The 22,478-nt window shown below is 60.7% G+C and carries 21 protein-coding genes; 11 read left to right on the forward strand and 10 right to left on the reverse strand.

Annotated elements, in window-relative coordinates:
• The 6 genes from POF45_RS28945 to gloB form a co-directional block, all read right to left on the reverse strand.
• Entirely contained in the window at nt 1-1,020 is a 1,020-nt protein-coding gene (locus tag POF45_RS28945) for an ABC transporter permease (RefSeq protein ID WP_259502575.1), read from the reverse strand.
• A 1-nt stretch (nt 1,021) separates the two neighbouring features.
• On the reverse strand, nt 1,022-2,095 hold the full coding sequence (locus POF45_RS28950; RefSeq protein ID WP_259502576.1) for a microcin C ABC transporter permease YejB: 1,074 nt from the start codon (nt 2,093-2,095) through the stop codon (nt 1,022-1,024).
• Between the two features lie 4 nt (nt 2,096-2,099).
• A complete protein-coding gene (locus POF45_RS28955) occupies nt 2,100-3,941 on the reverse strand; it encodes an extracellular solute-binding protein (protein ID WP_259502577.1) in 1,842 nt (613 codons plus the stop codon).
• Nucleotides 3,938-5,770, reverse strand: a complete 1,833-nt coding sequence (locus tag POF45_RS28960; RefSeq protein ID WP_282317348.1) for an extracellular solute-binding protein — start codon at nt 5,768-5,770, stop codon at nt 3,938-3,940. The genes POF45_RS28955 and POF45_RS28960 overlap by 4 nt, the downstream gene beginning before the upstream one ends.
• Nucleotides 5,771-5,957: 187 nt before the next feature.
• The gene (locus POF45_RS28965; protein ID WP_282317349.1) at nt 5,958-7,385 is read right to left on the reverse strand and encodes a transglycosylase SLT domain-containing protein; all 1,428 of its coding nucleotides are present in this window, start codon (nt 7,383-7,385) and stop codon (nt 5,958-5,960) included.
• Between the two features lie 99 nt (nt 7,386-7,484).
• Nucleotides 7,485-8,252 carry a hydroxyacylglutathione hydrolase gene (gene gloB / locus POF45_RS28970; protein ID WP_282317350.1) on the reverse strand — a complete coding sequence of 256 codons (768 nt, stop codon included), beginning with the start codon at nt 8,250-8,252 and terminating at the stop codon, nt 7,485-7,487.
• 65 nt (nt 8,253-8,317) lie between these two features.
• On the opposite strand from gloB, the gene POF45_RS28975 reads away from it, so the two are divergent.
• The 5 genes from POF45_RS28975 (at nt 8,318) to POF45_RS28995 (ending at nt 13,541) form a co-directional block, all read left to right on the forward strand.
• The gene (locus POF45_RS28975) at nt 8,318-9,076 is read left to right on the forward strand and encodes a class I SAM-dependent methyltransferase (protein ID WP_259502581.1); all 759 of its coding nucleotides are present in this window, start codon (nt 8,318-8,320) and stop codon (nt 9,074-9,076) included.
• Between the two features lie 91 nt (nt 9,077-9,167).
• The gene (gene rnhA / locus POF45_RS28980) at nt 9,168-9,620 is read left to right on the forward strand and encodes a ribonuclease HI (protein ID WP_259502583.1); all 453 of its coding nucleotides are present in this window, start codon (nt 9,168-9,170) and stop codon (nt 9,618-9,620) included.
• 165 nt (nt 9,621-9,785) lie between these two features.
• Nucleotides 9,786-10,544, forward strand: coding sequence for a DNA polymerase III subunit epsilon (dnaQ, locus tag POF45_RS28985; protein WP_259502585.1), 759 nt, complete (start codon nt 9,786-9,788; stop codon nt 10,542-10,544).
• A gap of 112 nt (nt 10,545-10,656) precedes the next feature.
• Nucleotides 10,657-12,912, forward strand: a complete 2,256-nt coding sequence (locus tag POF45_RS28990) for an Orn/Lys/Arg family decarboxylase (protein ID WP_259502586.1) — start codon at nt 10,657-10,659, stop codon at nt 12,910-12,912.
• Between the two features lie 14 nt (nt 12,913-12,926).
• Nucleotides 12,927-13,541 (forward strand): GNAT family N-acetyltransferase, encoded by a 615-nt coding sequence (locus POF45_RS28995; RefSeq protein WP_259502587.1) that lies wholly within the window; start codon nt 12,927-12,929, stop codon nt 13,539-13,541.
• On the opposite strand, the gene POF45_RS29000 is transcribed toward POF45_RS28995, so the two are convergent.
• Nucleotides 13,507-14,400 carry a LysR family transcriptional regulator gene (locus tag POF45_RS29000; RefSeq protein ID WP_282317352.1) on the reverse strand — a complete coding sequence of 298 codons (894 nt, stop codon included), beginning with the start codon at nt 14,398-14,400 and terminating at the stop codon, nt 13,507-13,509. The two genes, POF45_RS28995 and POF45_RS29000, sit on opposite strands and share 35 nt — an antisense overlap.
• 88 nt (nt 14,401-14,488) lie before the next feature.
• Entirely contained in the window at nt 14,489-14,749 is a 261-nt protein-coding gene (locus tag POF45_RS29005) for a hypothetical protein (RefSeq protein WP_259502589.1), read from the reverse strand.
• Between the two features lie 176 nt (nt 14,750-14,925).
• Here POF45_RS29005 and POF45_RS29010 point away from each other — a divergent pair, with 176 nt between their 5' ends.
• On the forward strand, nt 14,926-15,486 hold the full coding sequence (locus POF45_RS29010) for an NADPH-dependent FMN reductase (RefSeq protein ID WP_282317353.1): 561 nt from the start codon (nt 14,926-14,928) through the stop codon (nt 15,484-15,486).
• Between the two features lie 30 nt (nt 15,487-15,516).
• Here the strand turns inward: POF45_RS29010 and POF45_RS29015 are convergent, their stop codons facing one another.
• The gene (locus tag POF45_RS29015) at nt 15,517-15,771 is read right to left on the reverse strand and encodes a hypothetical protein (protein ID WP_282317354.1); all 255 of its coding nucleotides are present in this window, start codon (nt 15,769-15,771) and stop codon (nt 15,517-15,519) included.
• 176 nt (nt 15,772-15,947) lie between these two features.
• Between POF45_RS29015 and POF45_RS29020 the strand changes: the two genes are divergently transcribed.
• Together POF45_RS29020 and POF45_RS29025 are read left to right on the forward strand one after the other, a co-directional pair.
• Nucleotides 15,948-17,051: a DUF2855 family protein gene (locus tag POF45_RS29020; protein WP_282317355.1), complete on the forward strand. Its 1,104-nt coding sequence runs from the start codon at nt 15,948-15,950 to the stop codon at nt 17,049-17,051.
• Nucleotides 17,052-17,229: 178 nt separating this feature from the next.
• Entirely contained in the window at nt 17,230-18,513 is a 1,284-nt protein-coding gene (locus POF45_RS29025) for an arsenic transporter (RefSeq protein ID WP_259502595.1), read from the forward strand.
• Between the two features lie 133 nt (nt 18,514-18,646).
• Here POF45_RS29025 and POF45_RS29030 read toward each other — a convergent pair whose 3' ends face one another.
• Complete coding sequence (locus tag POF45_RS29030) at nt 18,647-19,597, reverse strand: DUF1853 family protein (RefSeq protein ID WP_259502596.1); 951 nt, start codon at nt 19,595-19,597, stop codon at nt 18,647-18,649.
• A gap of 121 nt (nt 19,598-19,718) precedes the next feature.
• On the opposite strand from POF45_RS29030, the gene POF45_RS29035 reads away from it, so the two are divergent.
• The 3 genes from POF45_RS29035 to POF45_RS29045 are packed head-to-tail and all read left to right on the forward strand — an operon-like array spanning nt 19,719 to nt 22,458.
• A complete protein-coding gene (locus POF45_RS29035) occupies nt 19,719-20,609 on the forward strand; it encodes an NAD(+) kinase (RefSeq protein WP_162436772.1) in 891 nt (296 codons plus the stop codon).
• Nucleotides 20,606-21,580, forward strand: coding sequence for a metallophosphoesterase (locus POF45_RS29040; RefSeq protein ID WP_409077956.1), 975 nt, complete (start codon nt 20,606-20,608; stop codon nt 21,578-21,580). Before POF45_RS29035 ends, POF45_RS29040 begins: the two co-directional genes overlap by 4 nt.
• Complete coding sequence (locus POF45_RS29045; protein WP_259502599.1) at nt 21,577-22,458, forward strand: rhomboid family intramembrane serine protease; 882 nt, start codon at nt 21,577-21,579, stop codon at nt 22,456-22,458. Before POF45_RS29040 ends, POF45_RS29045 begins: the two co-directional genes overlap by 4 nt.
• The last annotated feature ends 20 nt before the right edge of the window (nt 22,459-22,478 follow it).

Raw genomic sequence — 22,478 nt, forward strand, 5'->3', positions numbered from 1 at the left:
TCACTTCCTCGGGTCGAAGGCATCGCGAGCGGACTCGCCGATGAACACCAGCAGACTCAACATCAGGGCCAGTACCGCAAACGCGCTGATCCCCAGCCACGGCGCCTGCAGGTTGGATTTGCCCTGGGCCACCAGTTCACCGAGCGACGGGCTACCGGCCGGCAAACCGAAACCGAGGAAATCCAGGGCGGTCAGCGTGCCGATGGCACCGGTGAGGATGAACGGCATGAAGGTCATGGTCGAGACCATGGCGTTGGGCAGGATGTGGCGGAACATGATCCCGCCGTTCTCCATGCCCAGCGCCCGTGCCGCACGCACATATTCCAGGTTACGCCCGCGCAGGAACTCGGCGCGCACCACGTCCACCAGGCTCATCCACGAGAAAAGCAGCATGATCCCCAGCAGCCACCAGAAGTTCGGTTGCACAAAACTGGCGAGAATGATCAGCAGGTACAGCACCGGCAGCCCGGACCAGATTTCCAGGAAACGCTGCCCGGCCAGATCGACCCAGCCGCCGTAGAAACCCTGCAACGCCCCGGCGATCACGCCGATGATCGAGCTGAGAATGGTCAAAGTCAGGGCAAACAGTACCGAAATGCGGAAGCCGTAAATCACCCGGGCCAGCACGTCACGGCCCTGGTCGTCGGTGCCCAGCAGGTTGTCCGCCGAGGGCGGCGCCGGAGCCGGGACTTTCAGGTCGTAGTTGATGCTCTGATAGCTGTAGGGGATTGGCGCCCACAAAATCCACGCGTCCTTGGCCTTGAGCAGTTCGCGGATGTACGGGCTCTTGTAGTTGGCTTCCAGTGGGAATTCGCCGCCGAAGGCGGTTTCCGGGTAACGCTTGAGCGCCGGGAAATACCAGCCGTTGTCGTAATGCACCGCCAGCGGTTTGTCGTTGGCGATCAGCTCGGCGCCCAGGCTGGCGCCAAACAGGATCAGGAACAGCCACAGCGACCACCAGCCACGCTTGTTGGCCTTGAACAGTTCGAAACGGCGGCGATTGAGAGGGGACAGGTTCATCTCAATGCTCCCGGTGTTCGAAGTCGATGCGCGGATCGACCAGGGTGTAGGTCAGGTCGCCAATCAGTTTCACCACCAGCCCCAGCAGGGTGAAGATGAACAGCGTGCCGAACACCACCGGGTAATCACGGTTGATCGCCGCTTCAAAACTCATCAGGCCGAGGCCGTCCAGGGAGAAAATCACTTCCACCAGCAACGAACCGGTGAAGAAGATGCCGATGAATGCCGATGGGAACCCGGCAATCACCAGCAGCATGGCGTTGCGAAATACATGGCCGTACAGCACGCGATGGTTGGTCAGGCCCTTGGCCTTGGCGGTAACCACGTACTGTTTATTGATCTCGTCGAGGAAGCTGTTCTTGGTCAGCAGGGTCATGGTCGCGAAGTTGCCGATCACCAGCGCGGTGACCGGCAATGCGAGGTGCCAGAAGTAGTCGAGGACCTTGCCGCCCATGCTCAGCTCGGCGAAGTTGTTCGAGGTCAGGCCCCGTAACGGGAACCAGTCGAAATAACTGCCACCGGCAAACACCACGATCAGCAGAATTGCAAACAGGAATGCCGGGATCGCGTAGCCGACGATGATTGCCGAGCTGGTCCAGACGTCGAAGTGGCTACCGTGCCGCGTGGCCTTGGCGATCCCCAGCGGGATCGACACCAGGTACATGATCAGCGTGCTCCACAGCCCGAGGGAAATCGACACCGGCATCTTTTCCTTGATCAGGTCGATGACCTTGGCGTCGCGGAAAAAGCTGTCGCCAAAATCCAGCGTGGCGTAGTTCTTGATCATGATCCACAGACGTTCCGGCGCCGATTTGTCGAAGCCGTACATGTGCTCGATTTCCTTGACCAGCGCCGGGTCCAGGCCCTGCGCACCGCGATAGGCGGAGCCGGCCACCGACACCTCGGCACCGCCGCCGGCAATACGGCTGGTGGCGCCTTCGAAGCCTTCGAGCTTGGCGATCATCTGTTCCACCGGGCCACCGGGGGCGGCCTGGATGATCACGAAGTTGATCAGCAAAATGCCGAACAAGGTCGGGATGATCAGCAGCAGTCGCCGAAAAATATACGCCAGCATCTGATTACTCCGTGCCCGCAGGGTCGGCTTGCAGTTTGGTTTCGACTTCTACCGCCGGTTTGGCGTCGGGCTTGACCCACCAGGTGGCAATGCCGACGTCGTACTTGGGTGAAACCTGTGGATGGCCAATGTGATTCCAGTACGCCACGCGCCAGGTGTTGATGTGCCAGTTGGGGATCACGTAATAGCCCCATTGCAGTACGCGGTCCAGTGCACGGGCGTGGGCAACCAGGCTTTTGCGCGAATCGGCGTTGATCAGTTGCTCGACCAGATGATCCACCACCGGGTCTTTGAGGCCCATCGAGTTACGGCTGCCGGGTTTGTCGGCAGCGGCGGACATCCAGAATTCACGCTGTTCGTTGCCCGGTGAACTGGACTGCGGGAAGCTGCCGACAATCATGTCGAAGTCCCGTGAACGCACGCGGTTGATGTATTGCGAGACGTCGACTCGGCGAATCACCAGATCGATGCCCAGATCACTGAGGTTACGCTTGAACGGCAGCAGCACCCGCTCGAATTCGGTCTGGGCCAGCAGGAATTCGATGGTCACCGGTTTGCCGGTGGCGTCGACCATTTTGTCGTCGACGATGCGCCAGCCGGCTTCCTGCAACAGTTGATAGGCCTCGCGCTGCTGGGCGCGGATCATGCCGCTGCCGTCGGTGGTCGGGTTGGCAAAGGCCTCGCTGAACACCTGCACGGGAATCTGGCTGCGGAACGGGTCGAGGATCGCCAACTGATCGGCGTCGGGCAGGCCGGTGGCGGCCATTTCCGAGTTTTCGAAGTAGCTGCGGGTGCGCGCATAGGCACCGTTGAACAGCTGCTTGTTGGTCCACTCGAAATCCAGCAACAGGCTCAGGGCCCGACGCACCCGCACATCCTGGAACACCGGGCGGCGCAGGTTGAACACGAAGCCCTGCATGCCGGTGGGGTTGCCGTTGGGAATCTGTTCCTTGATCAGCCGGCCCTCGGTCACCGCCGGGATGTTGTAGGCGTTGGCCCAGTTCTTCGCGGTCATCTCCAGCCAGTAGTCGAATTGCCCGGCCTTGAGTGCTTCGAGCGCCACGGTGTTGTCGCGGTAGTAGTCGTAGGTCATCAGGTCGAAGTTGTTGAAACCGCGATTGACCGGCAAGTCCTTGCCCCAGTAATCCTTGACCCGCTCGTAACGCACCGAGCGCCCGGCCTTCACTTCAACGACCTTGTACGGGCCGCTGCCGAGCGGGATCTCCAGGTTGCCCTTGTTGAAATCGCGGGTGGCCCACCAGTGTTTGGGCAAGACCGGCAACTGGCCGAGGATCAGCGGCAGTTCGCGGTTGTTGTTGTGCTTGAACTTGAACAGCACGGTGAGCGGGTCTTCGGCGACCACCTCGTCAACGTCGTTGTAGTAACCGCGGTAGAGCGGGGCGCCGTCCTTGATCAGGGTCTGGAAACTGAACACCACGTCTTCGGCGCGTACCGGGTGACCATCGTTGAAGCGTGCTTCGGGGCGCAGGTAGAAACGCACCCAGGTGTTGTCCGGGGCTTTCTCGATCTTGCCGGCGATCAGGCCGTATTCGGTGAACGGTTCGTCCAGGCCCTGTTTGGCCAGGGTGTCGTAGATTATGCCGACATCGTCCGCCGGCACGCCTTTGCTGATAAACGGGTTGAGGCTGTCGAAACCGCCGAAGCCGGCCTGCCGGAAAATCCCGCCCTTGGGTGCGTCGGGGTTCACGTAGTCGAAGTGTTTGAAGTCGGCCGGGTATTTCGGCGGCTCGTTGTACAGGGTCAGGGCATGTTGCGGGGCAGCGCAGGCCAGCCCGGCGAACAACAGACCGCTGGCCTGCAACAGCAGTGCGCGTACGGGGTTCATTGATCTTTCTCCGAAGATTTCAGCCACCACGCACTCAGGCCCAGGGTGTAGGGCGGCGTGGTGACGAAGGCGAACCGGTTGCGGTAGGCCAGTCGATGATAATTAAGATACCAGTTGGGAATGCTGTAGTGCTGCCACAGCAGCACGCGGTCCAGCGCCTTGCCGGCGGCCACCTGTTCGTCGCGGGTCTGGGCGCCGAGCAATTGCTCAAGTAACTGGTCGACCACCGGGTTGGCGATGCCCGCGTAATTCTTGCTGCCCTTGACCCCGACCTGGCTGGAGTGGAAGTACTGCCATTGTTCCAGGCCCGGGCTGAGGGTCTGGTTGAGGGTCATCAGGATCATGTCGAAATCGAATTGATCCAGGCGTTGTTTGTACTGGGCACGGTCCACCGTGCGCAGCCGGGCGTCGATGCCGATGCTGGCGAGGTTTTCGACGTACGGCTGAAGAATGCGCTCCAGATTCGGATTGACCAGCAGAATCTCGAACCGCAGCGGCTGGCCTTTGTTGTTCTCGATGCGTTGACCATTGAGCTTCCAGCCGGCCTCGCCGAGCAGGCCCAGGGCCTTGCGCAGGGTGTCCCGCGGGATGCCGCGACCGTCGGTCTGCGCCAGGCTGAAGGGCTCGGTAAAGAGCTTGGCCGGCAGTTGTTCGCGATACGGCTTGAGCATCAGCCATTCATGACCAATCGGCAGGCCGGTGGCGGCGAACTCGCTGTTGGGGTAGTAACTCAGGGCGCGCTGGTAGGCACCGTTGAACAGGGTGCGGTTGGTCCACTCGAAGTCGAACATCAGCCCCAGCGCTTCACGCACCTTGACCTCGGAGAAGGTCGGGCGGCGGGTGTTCATGAACAGGCCCTGGCTTTGTGTCGGGATCTGGTGCGGGATCTGCGCCTTGATCACGTCGCCGCGCCGTACCGCCGGGAAGTTGTAGCCGTTGTCCCAGTTCTTCGCCTGATGCTCGATGTAGATGTCGAACTCGCCGGCCTTGAACGCTTCGAACGCGACGTCACTGTCGCGGTAGAACTCGACTTCCATGCGGTCAACGTTGTACTTGCCGCGATTGACCGCCAGGTCCTTGCCCCAGTAGTCCTTGACCCGTTCGAAAATGATCTGCCGCCCCGGCTTTACCGAGGTGATGCGATACGGGCCGCTGCCCAACGGCGGTTCGAACGTGGTGGCCTTGAAGTCGCGACCTTCCCAGTAATGCCTTGGCAGCACTGGCAACTCGCCGAGGCGCAGGATCAGCAACGGATTGCCGGCACGCTTGAACACGAAGCGAATCCGCCGGGGACCGAGAATGTCGACCCGCTGCACTTCCTGCAGGTTGGTGCGGTACTGCGGATGGCCTTCCTTGAGCAGCAGACGATAGGAAAACGCCACGTCGTCGGCGGTGATCGGCGTGCCGTCGTGGAAGCGTGCTTCGGGGCGCAGGTTGAACACCACCCAACTGCGGTCCTCGCTGTACTCCACCGACTGGGCGATCAGGCCATAACTGGATGTCGGCTCATCACCGGACGGCGCGTACTGGCCGGTGCCGACCATCAACGGTTCGTTGAGCTCGTTGATCACGTATTGCAGGAAGTTCGGTGTGGTAACCGGGCTGGAGCCCTTGAACGTATAGGGATTGAGCGTATCGAAGGTGCCAAACGCCATCACCCGCAACGTACCGCCCTTGGGCGCTTGCGGGTTGACCCAGTCGAAATGGGTAAAACTGGCCGGGTACTTGAGCGTGCCGAACTGCGCATAACCGTGGCTTTCGGTGATCGCTGCACTGGCGGGGGAACTCAAGGCCAGGCTGATCAGGAGCAGGAGGAGGGGACGCTTCAAGTCAGAGATCCGATCCAGGCGGCTTGGGCTTTGTGGGCCGTACAGTAACAGCTTGTATCGACAGGAAAAAGACAGGGGGTTAATGGGCGTAAGTAATGGCAGTGTGTGCAGCGAAATCCCACAGGGTTAACATTCGGCAAACCATTCGCAGCAGTCAAAAAAAGCCCCTGAATGTCAGGGGCGCATTTTAATGCGGCGAATACACGGTCAGCATCTGCCCAGGCTTGAGGGCCTGGCCGACACGCGGGTTCCAGCGCTTGAGGTGCTGCATTTCAACGTTGAAGCGCTTGGCGACCATGTACAGCGAGTCGCCTTGCTTGACCTTGTACTGGGTCTGCTTCTTGGTGTTGGCGGCGACCAGGGTGCTGGTGCGCCCCTTGCCACGTTTGCTGGTGTCTTGCATGACCAGGGTCTGGCCGACCTTGAGGTCCTTGCCGGTGAGCCTGTTCCAGCGTTGCAGGTCCTTGACGTCGACTTTGTGGGCCTTGGCGATGGTGCCCAGGTTGTCGCCGCGTTTGACCCGGTAGGCGCGCTTGAGGCTGGCGATTTCGCGACTGTCGGAGCCTTCGAATACCGGCTTGAGCGGACGCTTGCTGATCAGGTCCTCGGGGCGCATGGTCGACAGGCTGCTGGTCAGCAGTTGGGCCTTGGAGGTCGGCACCAGCAAGTGCTGAGGACCGTCGAGGGTAGTGCGTTCCTTGAAGGCCGGGTTGAGCTGGAACAGTTCGTCTTCGTCGATGTTCCCCACTTCGGCGAGCTTGGACAGGTCCATGCGCTGATTGATTTCGACAACCTGGAAATACGGCTCGTTGGCGATGGTTTTCAGGTTCACGCCATAGGCTTCGGGTGACAGCACCACTTGCGACAGGGCCAGCAACTTCGGCACATAGGCCTGGGTTTCGGCAGGCAGCGGCAGGTTCCAGTAATCGGTGGGCAGCCCCAGCTTCTCGTTGCGCTCGATGGCCCGGCTGACCGTGCCTTCGCCGGCGTTGTAGGCGGCCAGGGCCAGCAGCCAGTCACCGTTGAACATGTCGTGCAGGCGGGTCAGGTAGTCCATCGCGGCGGTGGTCGAGGCGGTGATGTCGCGACGGCCATCGTAGACGCGAGTCTGGCGCAGGTTGTAGTAGCGCCCGGTGGACGGGATGAACTGCCACAGGCCCACCGCGTCGGAGCGCGAATAGGCCATCGGGTTGTAGGCGCTTTCAATCACCGGCAACAGCGCCAGTTCCAGCGGCATGTTGCGCTCTTCGAGGCGTTCGATGATGTAGTGGATGTACAGGCTGCCGCGTTCGCCGGCGTTTTCGAGGAAAGACGGGTTACTGGCGAACCACAGGCGCTGTTGCTCGATGCGCGGGTTGACGCCCAGGCCGTCCTGCAGCTGGAAACCCTGGCGCATGCGCTCCCAGACGTCTTGCGGTACTTGCGGGCTGGGTTTCTCGCTGAGCCAGATAGGCTTCTGTTTGGCGCGCGCTGCGATATTCGGGGTGTGTGCCGCGTCGGTCTGCGGCACATGGCTTGAACAGCCCGCCAGTGTGGCGGACACAGCCACCGCTATGGCTTGAGCCAGGCGGGTCAATGCGTCTGAATTAATGGACTTACGAATAGATGACGACATTGGCTGGAAGTAAGTTCCGGGCAAAAATGTCGGGCGATTCTAGAAAGCGCACCCCCTGCGGTCAACCATTCAGAATTTTTGTACCAATGCATAGCGTGCTTAGAACGTATCTTTCCAAGCTCGCAGGGCAGCAAAAACCGCACTTGGCGCCCGGTTATCGGGGCCATTCCGTTCGTCCACTTTTTCTTTAACGGATGTTTCTTCAACCCGTAAAAAAGGGTTGGTGAGCTTTTCCAGCGCCAGGGTCGATGGCAAGGTCATGATCCCGGCGGCCCGTTGTTGCGTGACTTTGGCCAGGCGCTCGGCGGTATCGTGGTTGCCAGGCTCGACGGCGGCGGCAAATTTCAGGTTGCTCAGGGTGTATTCGTGGGTGCAGTAGACCAGCGTATCGGCGGGCAATGACGCCAGGCGGCTGAGCGACGAGTGCATCTGTTCGGGCGTCCCTTCGAACAGGCGGCCACAGCCGGCGGCGAACAGGGTATCGCCGCAGAACAGCAGGCCGTGGTGATAAAAGGCAATGTGCCCCAGGGTGTGGCCCGGCACGGCGAATACGTCAAAGTCACAGCCCAGCACGTTGATGCGGTCGTTGTCATCGAGGGCCACGTCGCGGGCCGGGATGTTTTCGCTGGCCGGGCCGTAGACCGTCGCCTGCGTTGCTTTTTTCAGCGGCTCGACGCCGCCGACATGATCATGATGGTGATGGGTGATCAGGATATCGCTGAGCACCCATCCCGGATGCGCCGCCAGCCAGGCCTGCACGGGCGCGGCATCGCCCGGATCGACCACGGCGCAGCGTTGGGTTCGGTGGTCCTGTAACAACCAGATGTAGTTGTCGGTGAAGGCGGGCAGGGCACTGATCTGTATCATCGTCGGATTCGCCAAGCGGAAAACAATGGCGCATCTTAGAACTTCCTGGCGCGTTGGAGAATGCAATGACCGATAAAGCGTTCGCTCAGGCTGATCCTGACTGGCTGGCGTTGATCAGCTCTGCCCGTGAATGGCTGTCCGGGCCGCTCGGGCAATTTCTGCTGGATGAAGAGCGGCGTATGCTTGAAGACGAGTTGGGCCGGTTCTTTGGCGGCTATCTGGTGCATTACGGTCCGTCCGCCGAAACCCCGCCGGCGGCGCCGCAAGTGCAGCGCAATGTGCGACTCGGTGCACCATTGCCGGGCGTGGAGATCGTCTGCGAAGAACAGGCCTGGCCGTTGAGTGAGCATGCCGCTGATGTGGTGGTGTTGCAGCATGGGCTGGACTTCTGCCTGTCGCCCCACGGTTTGCTGCGTGAGGCCGCGAGCAGTGTACGGCCGGGCGGGCATCTGCTGATCATTGGCATCAACCCTTGGAGCAGTTGGGGGTTGCGCCATGTCTTCGCCCACGACGCATTACGCCAGGCCCGCTGTATTTCCCCGTCCCGGGTGTCCGACTGGCTCAATCTGCTGGGCTTCGCGCTGGAGAAACGCCGCTTCGGGTGCTATCGTCCGCCGCTTGCATCCCCCACCTGGCAGGCTCGTCTGGCCGGTTGGGAGCGCAAGGCCGGTGACTGGCAATTGTCCGGTGGCGGCTTCTATCTATTGGTAGCCCGCAAGATCGTGGTCGGCCTGCGGCCCGTGCGTCAGGAGCGACGCGAGCCGATGGGCAAGCTGATCCCGCTGCCGATGGCCAAGGTCAATCGTCGTCATAGCGAGCCGTAAACCTTCTTCATTTTTTCGGCCGGGCTTGCCCCGGCCTCGGGCATCGTCGATCCGTGATCGGCGAGCCAGCGCATTTTCTGGATAGATTGGCATGAGCGATAGCGTAGAACTGTTCACCGATGGCGCCTGCAAAGGCAATCCTGGCCCGGGCGGCTGGGGCGCACTGCTGGTGTGCAAGGGTGTCGAAAAAGAGCTTTGGGGTGGCGAAGCCAACACCACCAACAATCGCATGGAGTTGATGGGCGCGATTCGTGGCCTGGAAGAACTCAAGCGTTCCTGTGACGTGCTGTTGGTGACCGACTCGCAGTACGTGATGAAGGGCATCAACGAGTGGATGGTCAACTGGAAAAAGCGCGGCTGGAAAACGGCGGCGAAAGAACCGGTTAAAAATGCTGATCTGTGGAAGCTGCTGGACGAACAGGTCAACCGCCACAACGTCACCTGGAAATGGGTGCGCGGGCACATCGGCCATCACGGCAACGAACGGGCCGACCAGTTGGCCAACCGTGGGGTGGATGAAGTCCGCGGCTACAAGCAGGATTGATCGGTGGTGCGGCCTTCGCGAACAGGCTCGCTCCCACATTGGAGTGTGATCACCTGTGGGAGCGAGCCTGCTCGCGAAAGGCGCAACACGGTCTCTGAAACACACGGACGAGCGTGTTAACATCGCCGTTTTTTGCACGATTGACCCGTTGAGAGCTGAGCACTGATGGCCACCAGATCCGTTGTACTCGATACCGAAACCACCGGCATGCCGGTGACCGACGGCCACCGGATTATCGAAATCGGTTGTGTCGAGTTGATCGGTCGGCGCCTCACGGGCCGGCATTTTCACGTTTACCTGCAACCGGATCGCGAGAGTGACGAAGGCGCCATCGGCGTCCACGGCATCACCAACGAATTCCTGGTAGGCAAGCCGCGCTTCAACGAAGTGGCCGATGAGTTCTTCGAATTCATCAAGGGCGCGCAGCTGATCATCCATAACGCGGCGTTCGACGTTGGCTTCATCAACAACGAATTCGCCCTGATGGGCCAGCACGAACGTGCGGACATCACGCAACACTGCTCCATCCTCGACACCCTGATGATGGCTCGTGAGCGTCACCCCGGGCAGCGCAACAGCCTCGATGCATTGTGCAAGCGGTATGGCGTCGACAACTCCGGCCGTGAATTGCACGGCGCCTTGCTCGACTCCGAGATTCTCGCCGACGTCTACCTGACGATGACCGGTGGCCAGACCAGCCTGTCGCTGGCCGGCAACGCGTCGGACGGCAATGGCTCGGGCGAGGGCGCGGACAACTCCGCGACTGAAATTCGCCGTCTGCCGGCCGACCGTCCGCGTACACGGATCATCCGTGCCAGCGAAGACGATCTGGCGCAGCATATGGCCCGATTGCAGGCGGTGGCCAAATCTGCCGGTGCGCCAGCGTTGTGGCAGCAGTTAATTGAGGCTGAAGTTCAGGCTTGACCACTCCCACAGGTTCAGTGTGTTGAGGCAAGTCTCTCGCCACAACCGCCTCAACCCTCTACCCTGAGTGTATTGGCAGGCCACAAGCCGCCGCCTCAGGACTCTGCGTCCCATGTATAAAGATTTGAAATTCCCGGTCCTGATCGTCCATCGCGACATCAAGGCCGACACGGTTGCCGGTGATCGCGTACGGGGCATTGCCCGTGAGCTGGAGCAGGAAGGCTTCAGCATCGTCTGTGCGGTGGATTACACCGAAGGGCGGCTGGTCGCCTCGACCCATCATGGCCTGTCGTGCATGTTGATCGCCGCCGAAGACGCCAGCTCCAATTCCCATCTATTACAAAACATGGCCCAGTTGATCGGTCTGGCGCGAGTGCGTGCGCCGGATTTGCCGATTTTCGCCTTGGGCGAACAGGTGACACTGGAGAACGCCCCGGCCGACGCCATGGCCGAACTCAATCAGCTGCGCGGCATTCTTTATCTGTTCGAAGACACGGTGCCGTTTCTCGCCCGGCAGGTCGCCCGTGCGGCACGCAAGTACCTTGATGGCTTGCTGCCACCGTTTTTCAAGGCCCTGGTGCAACACACCGCCGATTCCAACTATTCCTGGCACACCCCCGGTCATGGCGGCGGCGTGGCCTATCACAAGAGCCCGGTGGGGCAGGCGTTCCACCAGTTCTTCGGCGAGAACACCCTGCGATCGGACTTGTCGGTGTCCGTGCCGGAACTCGGTTCGCTGCTGGATCACACTGGCCCGCTGGCCGAGGCCGAGGCGCGAGCCGCGCGCAACTTTGGCGCCGATCACACCTTTTTCGTGATCAACGGCACGTCCACCGCGAACAAGATCGTCTGGCACTCCATGGTCGCCCGAGATGACCTGGTGCTGGTGGACCGCAACTGCCACAAATCGGTGTTGCACTCGATCATCATGACCGGCGCTATCCCGCTGTACCTGTGCCCGGAGCGCAATGAGCTGGGGATCATCGGCCCGATTCCATTGAGTGAATTCAGTCGCGAATCGATTCAGGCCAAGATCGACGCCAGCCCGTTGACCAAAGGCCGCTCGCCCAAGGTCAAGCTGGCGGTGGTCACCAACTCCACCTACGACGGCCTGTGCTACAACGCCGAGCTGATCAAGCAGAGCCTGGGCAACAGCGTTGAAGTGCTGCACTTCGACGAGGCCTGGTACGCCTATGCGGCGTTCCACGAGTTCTTTGCCGGACGCTACGGCATGGGCACCTCGCGCAGCGAGGACAGCCCGCTGGTGTTCACCACCCATTCCACCCACAAACTGCTGGCGGCGTTCAGTCAGGCGTCGATGATTCACGTACAGGATGGCGGGGCACGGCAACTGGATCGCGACCGCTTCAACGAAGCATTCATGATGCACATTTCCACATCGCCGCAGTACAGCATCATTGCGTCGCTGGACGTGGCTTCGGCGATGATGGAAGGCCCGGCCGGCCGTTCGCTGTTGCAGGAAATGTTCGACGAGGCGCTGAGTTTTCGTCGCGCCCTGGCCAACTTGCGACAGCACATTGCCGCGGATGACTGGTGGTTCTCGATCTGGCAGCCACCTTCGGTGGAAGGCATCGATCGGGTCGCGACCGAAGACTGGCTGCTGCAACCAGACGCGGACTGGCACGGCTTTGGCGGCGTGACAGATGATTATGTGTTGCTCGACCCGATCAAGGTCACACTGGTGATGCCTGGCCTTAACGCCGGTGGCGCCCTGAGCGAACGGGGGATTCCGGCGGCAGTGGTCAGCAAGTTTCTCTGGGAGCGTGGGCTGGTAGTGGAAAAAACCGGCCTGTACTCGTTTCTGGTGCTGTTCTCCATGGGCATCACCAAAGGCAAGTGGAGCACGCTGCTCACCGAGTTGCTGGAGTTCAAGCGCAGCTATGACGCCAACCTCAGCCTGAACACTTGCCTGCCGTGCGTAGCGCAACAGGACGCCAGCCGCTATCGAGGCATGGGGCTGCGGGACCTGTGTGATCAATTGCATGCCTGCTACCGCAGCAACGCCACCGCCAAACACCTTAAACGCATGTACACCGTGCTACCGGAAATCGCCATGAAACCCGCCGACGCCTATGATCACCTGGTGCGTGGCGAGGTCGAGGCGGTGTCTATCGATGCACTGCAGGGGCGTATTGCTGCGGTAATGCTGGTGCCGTATCCGCCCGGGATTCCGTTGATCATGCCGGGTGAGCGGTTCACCGAAACGACCCGCTCGATCAATGATTATCTGGCGTTCGCCCGCACTTTCGACAGCAGCTTTCCCGGATTTGTCGCCGATGTGCACGGCTTGCAACATGAAGACGAGGGCAATGGGCGGCTGTACACCGTCGATTGCATCAAGGCATGAGGACTTTTCCCAGTATGCAACCGGTGATGAATCCGAAGTATCCCGGCCTGTCGGTACGGGTGGCCGATGATGGTTTTGCGGCCTACATCTGGGGCAGCGATTTCAGCTTCGAAGTCGCGGCTTATGGCACCGCCGAAATCGGTGTGCCGGTGGCGCAGTGGCAGGTCGAACCGATCACGCCGTATCGCAAGTGTTATGGCATCGATCCGGAAGAGTTCAGCAGTTTCCGTGACGCCGCCGATAGCGCAATTTTCATGGCGTATCTGGATGATGAGCCCGTCGGTCACCTGGTGGTCAGCACCAACTGGAACGGTTTTGCCCATATCGACGAGTTGGCGGTGCATGCGCCGGCTCGCCGTCACGGGGTGGCCAAGGCGTTGCTGGATGTGGCGCAGTTCTGGAGTCGCAAGAAAAAGTTGCCGGGCATCATGCTTGAAACCCAGAACAACAACCTGGGAGCTTGCCGGCTCTACGAACGCAGCGGTTATCTGATTGGCGGGATCGATCATCTGCGCTATCGCGGGATCGACCCGAACACCGCCGAAGTCGCGTTGTTCTGGTATCGGTTGTTCGATAACCCGCTGGAAAACCCGATCAGCTCGCCAGCATCGCCACGGCTTGTTCCGTGATGATCGCCAGCAACGCCTGAATGGCCGGTGACGGTTCGGCGTTGTTCAAGGTCAGGGCGTAAAGGCTGACCGGCACTGCCGGAGACAGCGGGCTGACATCCAACCCGCTGGCTTTGGCGCCTAGGGCGGTGAACGGGTCGACGATGGCCAGGCCTTCGCCGGCCTCGACCATGCTGCGCATCATCTGATGCGTCTGGACCCGGGTGCGGATCACCGGGGACGGACGCAGCGCCTGCAATTTGCTTTCCAGGGCCGGGCTCAACGGGTCATGCCCGTCCAGCCCCACCAGCGCCTGACCGGCAAGGTCCTGCAGCGACACGTATTTCTGTTTGGGTTGCAGCCAGCCGTGGGGCGCCAGCAGCTGCAATTTGCCCTGTGCAATTACCTGGCAATGGATGTCGGCGTGGTCGGGATCATGCAGGCTCAGGCCCAGATCGCTTTCGCGCAGCAACAAGCTTTTGACGATCTCGCGTGTGGGTTGGCTGAGCAGCGTGCAGGGTGCATCGGGCATACGCCGACGCAGCGCAGCAATGCTGTGCGGCAACAGATGATGGGTGAGCGGCGGGGTGGCAATCAGGCGCAGCGGCGGCGCCAGGTAATGCTTGAGGCTGTTGGCCAGACGTTGGACCGGCTCGAAGGCTTCGTAGACATGGGCGATTTCGGTTTGCAGTTCCCGCGCTTCGCGGGTGGCTTGCAAGCGCCCGCGCACGCTGGAAAACAGCATGAAGCCCAACTGATCCTCGGCGTCACGCAAAACCTCTTCGACCTCGGCCACCGGCAGCTGCAACCATTCGGCGGCGGTGCCCAGGTGACCGGTCTGCAAGAGCGCCTGAATCACTTCGATATGACGTAAACGCATGCGTGAAGTCCATGTTCAGCAGGTGAGGGAGTCAGTGACTGAATCCTAACTCAAGTGCGCGCATATGACTTCTGCTCATAACAGCGGGTTATGAGGCAACGGTGGTTTCCGGCAGGCTGCCGACATAGGTGTCGGGCTCGCGGACGATGGTGATGTCCGACTGGATCAGCAAAAACTGGTTGTCATCGAGTTTTCTGACGCGATCGCCAATGGCCAGTTTATAGGTGGTGACAGGCTCCGTGCCGCCAAGACCGTCTACCGACGGAGTGGATTCCTGGAACTCATGCACGGAATACACGCGACCTTCCGCGTCTCTTGCATGGAACTGACTGACGAGTACTGCTGCCATCTGCTTAGAACCTCTGGAGATAAATCACTCAATTTGCGGTTCTGTAGACCGTGGTTGGGCGAGGTAAGTTTTCCTACGGGAAAAAAATAGTCAGGGGCAGCGTTTTTCGCTCGCCCACTGAATGAATCGTCATCTATAACTACAGGTTCTTTCCATCGAACAGTCGAGAATCTTCCATGAGCAACGTCTATACGATCGCCGTGCTGGTCGGCAGCTTGAGAAAGGAATCGCTCAATCGCAAGGTCGCACTGGCCCTGGCGGCTCTGGCGCCTGCCAATCTCAAGCTCAACATCGTCGAAATCGGCGACTTGCCGCTCTACAACGAAGACATCGATGGTGCATCACCGCCGGCAGCCTACAGCACTTTCCGACAACAAGTGAGTTCATCCGACGCAGTGTTGTTCGTGACCCCGGAATATAACCGTTCGGTGCCGGCACCGATGAAGAATGCAATTGATGTGGGCTCGCGCCCTTATGGCAAGAGCGCCTGGGCTGGAAAGCCTGGGGCGGTGATCAGTGTGTCGCCCGGTGCCATTGGCGGTTTTGGTGCCAACCATCACCTGCGCCAGTCGCTGGTGTTCCTCAATGTGCCCTGCATGCAGCAGCCGGAAGCGTATCTGAGCGGTGCCGGCTCGGCGTTCGATGAAGCGGGCAAATTGTCGGAATCGGTGAAGCCGTTCCTGCAGAGTTTCATCAACGCTTACGGTCAGTGGGTAGAGCAGTTCATAAAGGCCTGACATCACAAAGGGAGCACACCCGCACCCACATTATTGACCGAGTCGGCTACAGATCATTGTTTCGAACTCCGACAACCAGGCGGCGGTTTGTGGCGCCGCCAGTTGTACGGTCACACAATAACGCCGGCCACCCCAGGCCATGATCACCCAGGCATCGATGGTCGTTTGCGACGGCCGTGCAGGCAGGTCGCGACAGGCAGCAAAGGCTTCCTGCCATTTTTTTGATAACTCCTCGAACGCCCTGCGGTGATGTTCGGGCTCGACGAATTGGTGCTCTATCAGCATAACCTCATGGTTGAACAGCGGTTGCCGGACATCGCCCGGGCCTGAGTCGGTCTTTTCAGCGGCTTGGCGCGCGGGTTGAGGGGCGATGTACTGCCTCGGGTATTTCCGAACCGGTTCTTCATCGATAGCCATTACTCTGGTGCTACGCGCCAATCACTCGCAGCAGGAATTTTGAAATGCCAAGCATGGGCACCGTAACACGGCTGATCACCCGCAAAAACGCCCTTGATCAGAGCCGCATCGAGCGCCAGCGACGCTCGCTGGTACCGGCCGCTGGCGAGGTGGTCCTGAAGATTGATCGCTGTGCACTGACCACCAATAACATTACCTATGCCGCTTATGGCGACTCGATGAACTATTGGGGCTTTTTTCCTACAGGGTTAGCAGATTGGGGCCACATTCCGGCCTGGGGCTTTGCCGATGTCGTGGCCTCGGACGTTGTTGGCGTTGCCGTCGGTGAGCGGTTTTACGGTTATTTCCCGCTTGCCAGTCATCTGTGGATGCGTCCGGAGCGCATTACTGAAAGGGGTTTCTATGACGCTGCCGACCACCGGCAGGGACTGACCTCGGCCTACAACCAATACAGCCGTTGCAGCTCCGATTCGTACTACAGCCCTGCCACCGAAAATATGCAGATTTTGCTCAAACCACTGTTCCTGACCTCTGCAATGCTGGCGGATTTTCTTCAGGACAAGCAATTTTTTGGCGCGACCCGAGTGGTGTTTTCCAGTGCGTCGAGCAAGACGGCGTATGGCACGGCAATCTGCCTGGACAATTACCCGGACATAGAGCGAGTGGCGCTGACCTCGGCGACCAACACCGCTTTTGTCGAATCGCTGGGCTGTTACGAGCGGACGGTGTCCTACGCCGAACTGACCCGTCTGGCGAAGGATCGTCCGACCCTCTATGTGGATTTTTCCGGTGATCTGGAGTTACGCGACCGCGTGCATCAGCATTTTGCCGGTCAATTGATCTACAGCTGTTTCGCCGGCTCTGCTCAAAGCACCGCAAAAGCCAGACTGAGCGCCATCGAAGGCCCGCAGCCGGTGTTCTTTTTTGCGCCGATCCAGATTCGCAAACGTAATGCCGAGTGGGGGCCGGAACAGGTCAGCCAGCATATCGGCGACGGCTTGCAGCGGTTCTACCAACTGCTGACCGCGACGGCCAATCCACTGCTGGAAGTGGTTGAGAGCGAAGGTTATGAGGCCGCGCAGGACGTCATCTCCCGGTTGTTCCATGGGCAGATTGCGCCGGTCGAGGGGCATGTGATCAAGCTCTAATCCCAGCTTCAACACAAATCCCCCTTCTGTGGGAGCGAGCCTGCTCGCTCCCACATTGGATGTTCATCAAGCACAGAATTTTTATCTGTCCCGCAGGAATTATCGCCCCGGCCCGTTACTCTGTTGCTGGGGGCCTAGCGCCGATCGTTCATCGTGAAATATTCCAGGGCTGCCAGGCATGCTGACTGCGTCGTTGATTTTTTTGCTGACCATCACCTTGGTGATCTGGCAACCCAAGGGCCTGGGCGTCGGCTGGAGTGCGCTGTTCGGCGCGGCGCTGGCGTTGTTGTTCGGCGTGGTGCACCTGGGCGATATCCCGGTGGTGTGGCAGATCATCTGGAACGCGACCGGCACTTTCGTGGCGCTGATTATTATCAGCCTGTTGCTGGACGAGGCCGGCTTGTTCGCCTGGGCGGCGCTGCATGTGGCGCGATGGGGGCAGGGCAGTGGGCGCAAGCTGTTTGCCTTTATGGTGCTGCTGGGTGCGCTGGTGTCGGCGCTGTTTGCCAATGACGGCGCAGCATTGATTCTCACCCCCATCGTTATTTCCATGTTGCTGGCGCTACGATTCTCGCCGGCGGCGACGCTGGCCTTCGTCATGGGTGCCGGTTTTATTGCCGACACCGCGAGCCTGCCGCTGGTGGTGTCGAATCTGGTGAACATCGTGTCCGCCGACTTCTTTCACATTGGTTTCAACCGTTATGCGGCGGTGATGATTCCGGTCAATCTGGTGAGCGTGGCGGCGACCCTGGCGGTGCTGATGTGGTTTTTTCGCCGGGACATTCCGGCCACCTACGACCCCGGACAGCTGGACGAGCCGGCCAGCGCCATCCACGACAAGGCTACGTTTTACGCCGGCTGGGCGGTGTTGGTGATTCTTTTGCTCGGGTGTTTTGCGCTCGAGCCGCTGGGCATTCCGATCAGTGCCATTTGCGCCGTCTGCGCGGTATTGCTGCTGGCCATCGCCGGCCACGGGCACAGGATTTCCACGCGCAAGGTGATGAAGGGCGCGCCGTGGCACATCGTGATTTTCTCGTTGGGCATGTACCTGGTGGTCTACGGCCTGCGTAACGCCGGGCTCACCGGTTATCTGGCAGGGTGGCTGGACGGCTTCGCCGGGTATGGCGTGTGGGGCGCGGCCATGGGCACGGGGCTGCTGATGGCGTTGCTGTCGTCGATCATGAACAACTTGCCGACGGTGTTGATCGGGTTGCTGTCGATCGATGCGAGCCAGGCCACGGGTGTGATCAAGGAGGCAATGGTGTATGCCAACGTGATCGGCAGCGACCTGGGCCCGAAGATCACCCCGATTGGCAGCCTGGCCACCTTGCTGTGGCTGCACGTGCTGGAGCGCAAGAATATCCGGATTGGTTGGGGGTATTACTTCAAGGTGGGGATTGTGTTGACGGTGCCGGTGTTGCTGGTGACGTTGGCGGCCCTGGCATTGCGGTTGAGTGTTTAGACCGAGTCGCCCCTTCGCGAGCAAGCTCGCTCCCACATTGGTTTTGTGCCGGGCACATGATTTTTGCCCGACATAGATCCCCTGTGGGAGCGAGCTTGCTCGCGAAAGGGCCAGTTCAGTCACTACAAAGGTATCAACCAGAACCCGGCACATTCGGCCAAAGATCCGCCACCAGGAACAAGCGCTCCGCCTCTTCCCAATCCCCCTCGGCATTCTCGATCAGGCGCACCATCAACTGCGCCGGTGCTTGCGGTTCCAGTTCATTCAGCCAGGTTTGCAGCTGTCCGGCATTCCAGGTCTGTTCCTGGGGATAATGCGCCGGTGCCAGCCACGCGTGGCGGGGCAGGGGCTGCCAGCGACCGGGCGGGCGCTGCACGACAAACTTCGCCCAATCCTTTTGATGCAACCAACTGCCACGCAAATGCTGCGGATGGGCGCCATGGGGGGATTCGGACTGCCCCGGCCACGGGTACAGCAGATAACCGCCCAGCCACAACTGTGCGCTGAACTGCTGGATATCCAGCGCCGCCAGCGCTTCGCGGCTTTCCGGGCGGGCGGAAATCGGCAATTGATGCTGGCTCAAGTGCGCCAGTTTGCGGTCCAGCCGGTCATGGCAACCGGGGCCCAGCCATAGCGCCGAGTCGTGCCCGTCGCCGTTTTGCGGGCCGAGATAGAGCTTGATCGCCAGCTCCAGATGGTGCACGCCGTCGCGGTCGCGCAGCAGCATGTCCAGCTCGCCCAGGGTGTGGCCCTCACGGCGGATCGGCAGGTTGGCGGCAATCAGCTCGATGCCCGGCGCATGGCGCACCGCGTACTGCCACAGCCGTTCGTAATACAGCCCCAGGCGCCGGGTACGGGCCTGCGCCAGCCAGTGCAACAAGTCGTAACTGTCGCGGTCCAGTTGCCGCAGCCAGTGTTCCAGCCGTTCCGGGGCCTGCACCCAGTCGCTGCCGGTCAGCGGATGGCGCTGCGGCCACGGGGTTTCACTGAGCATTGGCGGGGCGAGGATGACCCAGGCCAGGTCGCGCACTTCAGGGTGGCGCAACTGGTGGGGTAGCTGGAGCAGCTCGGGAAATAGGATCATTGTGCGAGCATAGCCCGAAACGCGGCTGCATCCTTGTGGCTGAAAGGATTTTGTCTATCCCGCGCTTTCGCCCATAATCGTGCTTTTCGCCGTCGCAGACCCGCACACTGATAGGAAAACCATGGAGCAATTTCGTAATATCGGCATCATCGGTCGCCTGGGCAGTTCGCAGGTGCTGGATACCGTCCGCCGACTGAAACGGTTTCTGCTCGATCGTCACCTGCACGTGATCCTCGAAGACACCATCGCCGAAGTGCTGCCGGGCCACGGCCTGCAAACCTCGTCGCGCAAGATGCTCGGCGAAGTCTGCGACATGGTGATCGTGGTCGGCGGTGACGGCAGCCTGCTCGGCGCCGCCCGCGCCCTGGCCCGACACAATATCCCGGTGCTGGGGATCAACCGTGGCAGCCTGGGTTTCCTGACCGACATTCGTCCCGACGAGCTGGAAGTCAAAGTCGCCGAAGTGCTGGACGGCCACTATCTGGTGGAGAACCGCTTCCTGTTGCAAGCCGAAGTCCGCCGCCACGCCGAGGCCATCGGCCAGGGAGACGCGCTGAACGATGTGGTGCTGCACCCTGGCAAGTCGACGCGGATGATCGAATTCGAGCTGTACATCGACGGCCAGTTCGTCTGCAGCCAGAAGGCCGACGGCCTGATCGTCGCCACACCCACCGGTTCGACCGCTTATGCGCTGTCGGCGGGCGGCCCGATCATGCATCCCAAGCTCGACGCTATTGTGATTGTGCCGATGTACCCCCATACCTTGTCAGGTAGGCCAATTGTGGTCGACGGTAATAGTGAGCTGAAAATCGTCGTGTCCAAGGATATGCAGATCTACCCGCAAGTCTCCTGTGACGGCCAGAACCACTTCACCTGCGCGCCGGGCGATACCATCACGGTCAGCAAAAAAGCCCAGAAACTGCGGCTGATCCACCCGCTCGATCACAACTACTACGAAGTCTGCCGGACCAAGCTCGGCTGGGGCAGCCGGCTGGGCGGTGGAGGCGACTGATGCTCGATCCCGCGCGTAGCTACGACCTGATCGGTGACGTGCACGGTTGCGCTCTGACCCTTGAGCATTTGCTCGACCGACTCGGTTATCACAAACAAGCTGGCGTATGGCGGCATCCGTCGCGTATGGCGGTGTTCGTCGGTGACATCATCGACCGTGGCCCGCGAATTCGCGAAGCGCTGCACATCGTCCACGACATGGTCGAGGCCGGCCAGGCGCTGTGCATCATGGGCAACCATGAATTCAATGCCCTGGGTTGGAGCACGCCGGCACCGCCCGGCAGCGGCCAGCAGTTCGTGCGCGAACACACGCCGCGCCACGCCCGATTGCTCAACGAAACCCTGACCCAATTCGAGGACCATCCGGCGGACTGGCACGACTTTCTGCACTGGTTCTACGAGTTGCCGCTGTTCGTCGATGCCGGGCGCTTCCGGGTGGTGCATGCCTGTTGGGATGCCGGCCTGATCGAACCGTTGCGCGGGCTGTTCGCCAACGGCTGCATCGACGAACATTTCCTCCAGGCCTCCGCCGTGCCGGGCAGCTTTGCCTGCACCGTGTTCGACCGCTTGCTGCGCGGCACCGACATGCGACTGCCCCATGGCCTGACCATGACCAGCGGCGATGGCCTGACGCGTTCGTTCTTCCGCACCAAATTCTGGGAAGACGACCCGCAAACCTACGGAGACATTGTGTTCCAGCCCGACGCCTTGCCTGAGCCGGTGGCCCGCACGCCGCTGTCATCCACCGAGAAAAACACCTTGCTGCGCTACGGCGCCGAAGAGCCGTTGCTGTTCGTCGGCCATTACTGGCGCAGCGGCAAACCGGTGCCGATCCGCCCGAACCTGGCCTGTCTGGATTACAGCGCGGTGCTCTACGGCAAGCTGGTGGCCTATCGCCTGGATCAGGAAACCCGTCTCGATCCGCATAAATTCGTCTGGGTCGATGTTGAACGGCCGGAGGTGCTGCAATGAGTACCGTGGCCGTGTTGCGCTTGCCATTGACCGTAGACCTGAGTGGGTTCGTCAAACTGCTGCAACGCATGCAGGTGCCCCATCGCATCAGCGAAGAGGCGGGCGAGCAGGTGCTGTGGGTGCCGGACAACATCAGCGAGGATGTTCGTACGTTGTACGAGCGTTTCCCGGCCGGTGACCCCGATCAGCAACTGGACATCCCGGTGGCGCAAACCCTGCGTCGCCCCGGCTTTGTCGAACAACTGCGCTATGCGCGGGCGACGGCGCTGGTGTTGCTGCTGAGCATCATCGTCGGCGCGGTGACGCTGCTGGGTGACAACCTCGACACCATGCGCTGGCTGACTTTCCTCGATTTCCGCGTCGTCGGCGAGTACATCCATTTCACACCACTGGCCGACAGCCTGGCGGCGGGGCAGTGGTGGCGTCTGGTGACGCCGATGCTGATCCACTTCGGCATCCTGCACCTGGCCATGAACGGCATGTGGTACTGGGAGCTGGGGCGGCGTATCGAGTCGCGCCAGGGCAGTATCAACCTGATCGGCCTGACGTTGCTGTTCAGCCTGGTGTCCAACTACGCCCAGTATTATTTCAGTGGTCCGACACTGTTCGGTGGCTTGTCCGGCGTGCTGTACGGCTTGCTCGGGCACTGCTGGATCTTCCAGCTGCTGTCGCCAAACCCTGCTTATCGCCTGCCGCGCGGCGTGCTGGTGATGATGCTGGTCTGGCTGCTGCTGTGCCTGTCCGGGCTGGTGTCGATGATCGGCTTCGGCCAGATCGCCAACGCCGCCCACGTCAGCGGGTTGCTCATCGGCTGCTTCACCGGTTTGTTGGGTGGTTTGTACAATCGCCGTAAACTGCCGCCTAAAACCGTCATGTAATAAAGAGCACGGAGACCCTG

Source organism: Pseudomonas fungipugnans (genome assembly GCF_029955235.1).
GTDB lineage: Bacteria > Pseudomonadota > Gammaproteobacteria > Pseudomonadales > Pseudomonadaceae > Aquipseudomonas > Aquipseudomonas fungipugnans.

Bases quoted from the DNA above. Each gene is read 5' to 3' on its own strand.
- POF45_RS28945 (WP_259502575.1), bottom strand. From the start codon at position 1,020: ATGAACCTGTCCCCTCTCAATCGCCGCCGTTTCGAACTGTTCAAGGCC.
- POF45_RS28950 (WP_259502576.1), bottom strand. From the start codon at position 2,095: ATGCTGGCGTATATTTTTCGGCGACTGCTGCTGATCATCCCGACCTTG.
- POF45_RS28955 (WP_259502577.1), bottom strand. From the start codon at position 3,941: ATGAACCCCGTACGCGCACTGCTGTTGCAGGCCAGCGGTCTGTTGTTC.
- POF45_RS28965 (WP_282317349.1), bottom strand. From the start codon at position 7,385: ATGTCGTCATCTATTCGTAAGTCCATTAATTCAGACGCATTGACCCGC.
- gloB (WP_282317350.1), bottom strand. From the start codon at position 8,252: ATGATACAGATCAGTGCCCTGCCCGCCTTCACCGACAACTACATCTGG.
- POF45_RS28975 (WP_259502581.1), top strand. From the start codon at position 8,318: ATGACCGATAAAGCGTTCGCTCAGGCTGATCCTGACTGGCTGGCGTTG.
- rnhA (WP_259502583.1), top strand. From the start codon at position 9,168: ATGAGCGATAGCGTAGAACTGTTCACCGATGGCGCCTGCAAAGGCAAT.
- dnaQ (WP_259502585.1), top strand. From the start codon at position 9,786: ATGGCCACCAGATCCGTTGTACTCGATACCGAAACCACCGGCATGCCG.
- POF45_RS28990 (WP_259502586.1), top strand. From the start codon at position 10,657: ATGTATAAAGATTTGAAATTCCCGGTCCTGATCGTCCATCGCGACATC.
- POF45_RS28995 (WP_259502587.1), top strand. From the start codon at position 12,927: ATGCAACCGGTGATGAATCCGAAGTATCCCGGCCTGTCGGTACGGGTG.
- POF45_RS29000 (WP_282317352.1), bottom strand. From the start codon at position 14,400: ATGCGTTTACGTCATATCGAAGTGATTCAGGCGCTCTTGCAGACCGGT.
- POF45_RS29005 (WP_259502589.1), bottom strand. From the start codon at position 14,749: ATGGCAGCAGTACTCGTCAGTCAGTTCCATGCAAGAGACGCGGAAGGT.
- POF45_RS29010 (WP_282317353.1), top strand. From the start codon at position 14,926: ATGAGCAACGTCTATACGATCGCCGTGCTGGTCGGCAGCTTGAGAAAG.
- POF45_RS29015 (WP_282317354.1), bottom strand. From the start codon at position 15,771: ATGCTGATAGAGCACCAATTCGTCGAGCCCGAACATCACCGCAGGGCG.
- POF45_RS29020 (WP_282317355.1), top strand. From the start codon at position 15,948: ATGCCAAGCATGGGCACCGTAACACGGCTGATCACCCGCAAAAACGCC.
- POF45_RS29025 (WP_259502595.1), top strand. From the start codon at position 17,230: ATGCTGACTGCGTCGTTGATTTTTTTGCTGACCATCACCTTGGTGATC.
- POF45_RS29030 (WP_259502596.1), bottom strand. From the start codon at position 19,597: ATGATCCTATTTCCCGAGCTGCTCCAGCTACCCCACCAGTTGCGCCAC.
- POF45_RS29035 (WP_162436772.1), top strand. From the start codon at position 19,719: ATGGAGCAATTTCGTAATATCGGCATCATCGGTCGCCTGGGCAGTTCG.
- POF45_RS29045 (WP_259502599.1), top strand. From the start codon at position 21,577: ATGAGTACCGTGGCCGTGTTGCGCTTGCCATTGACCGTAGACCTGAGT.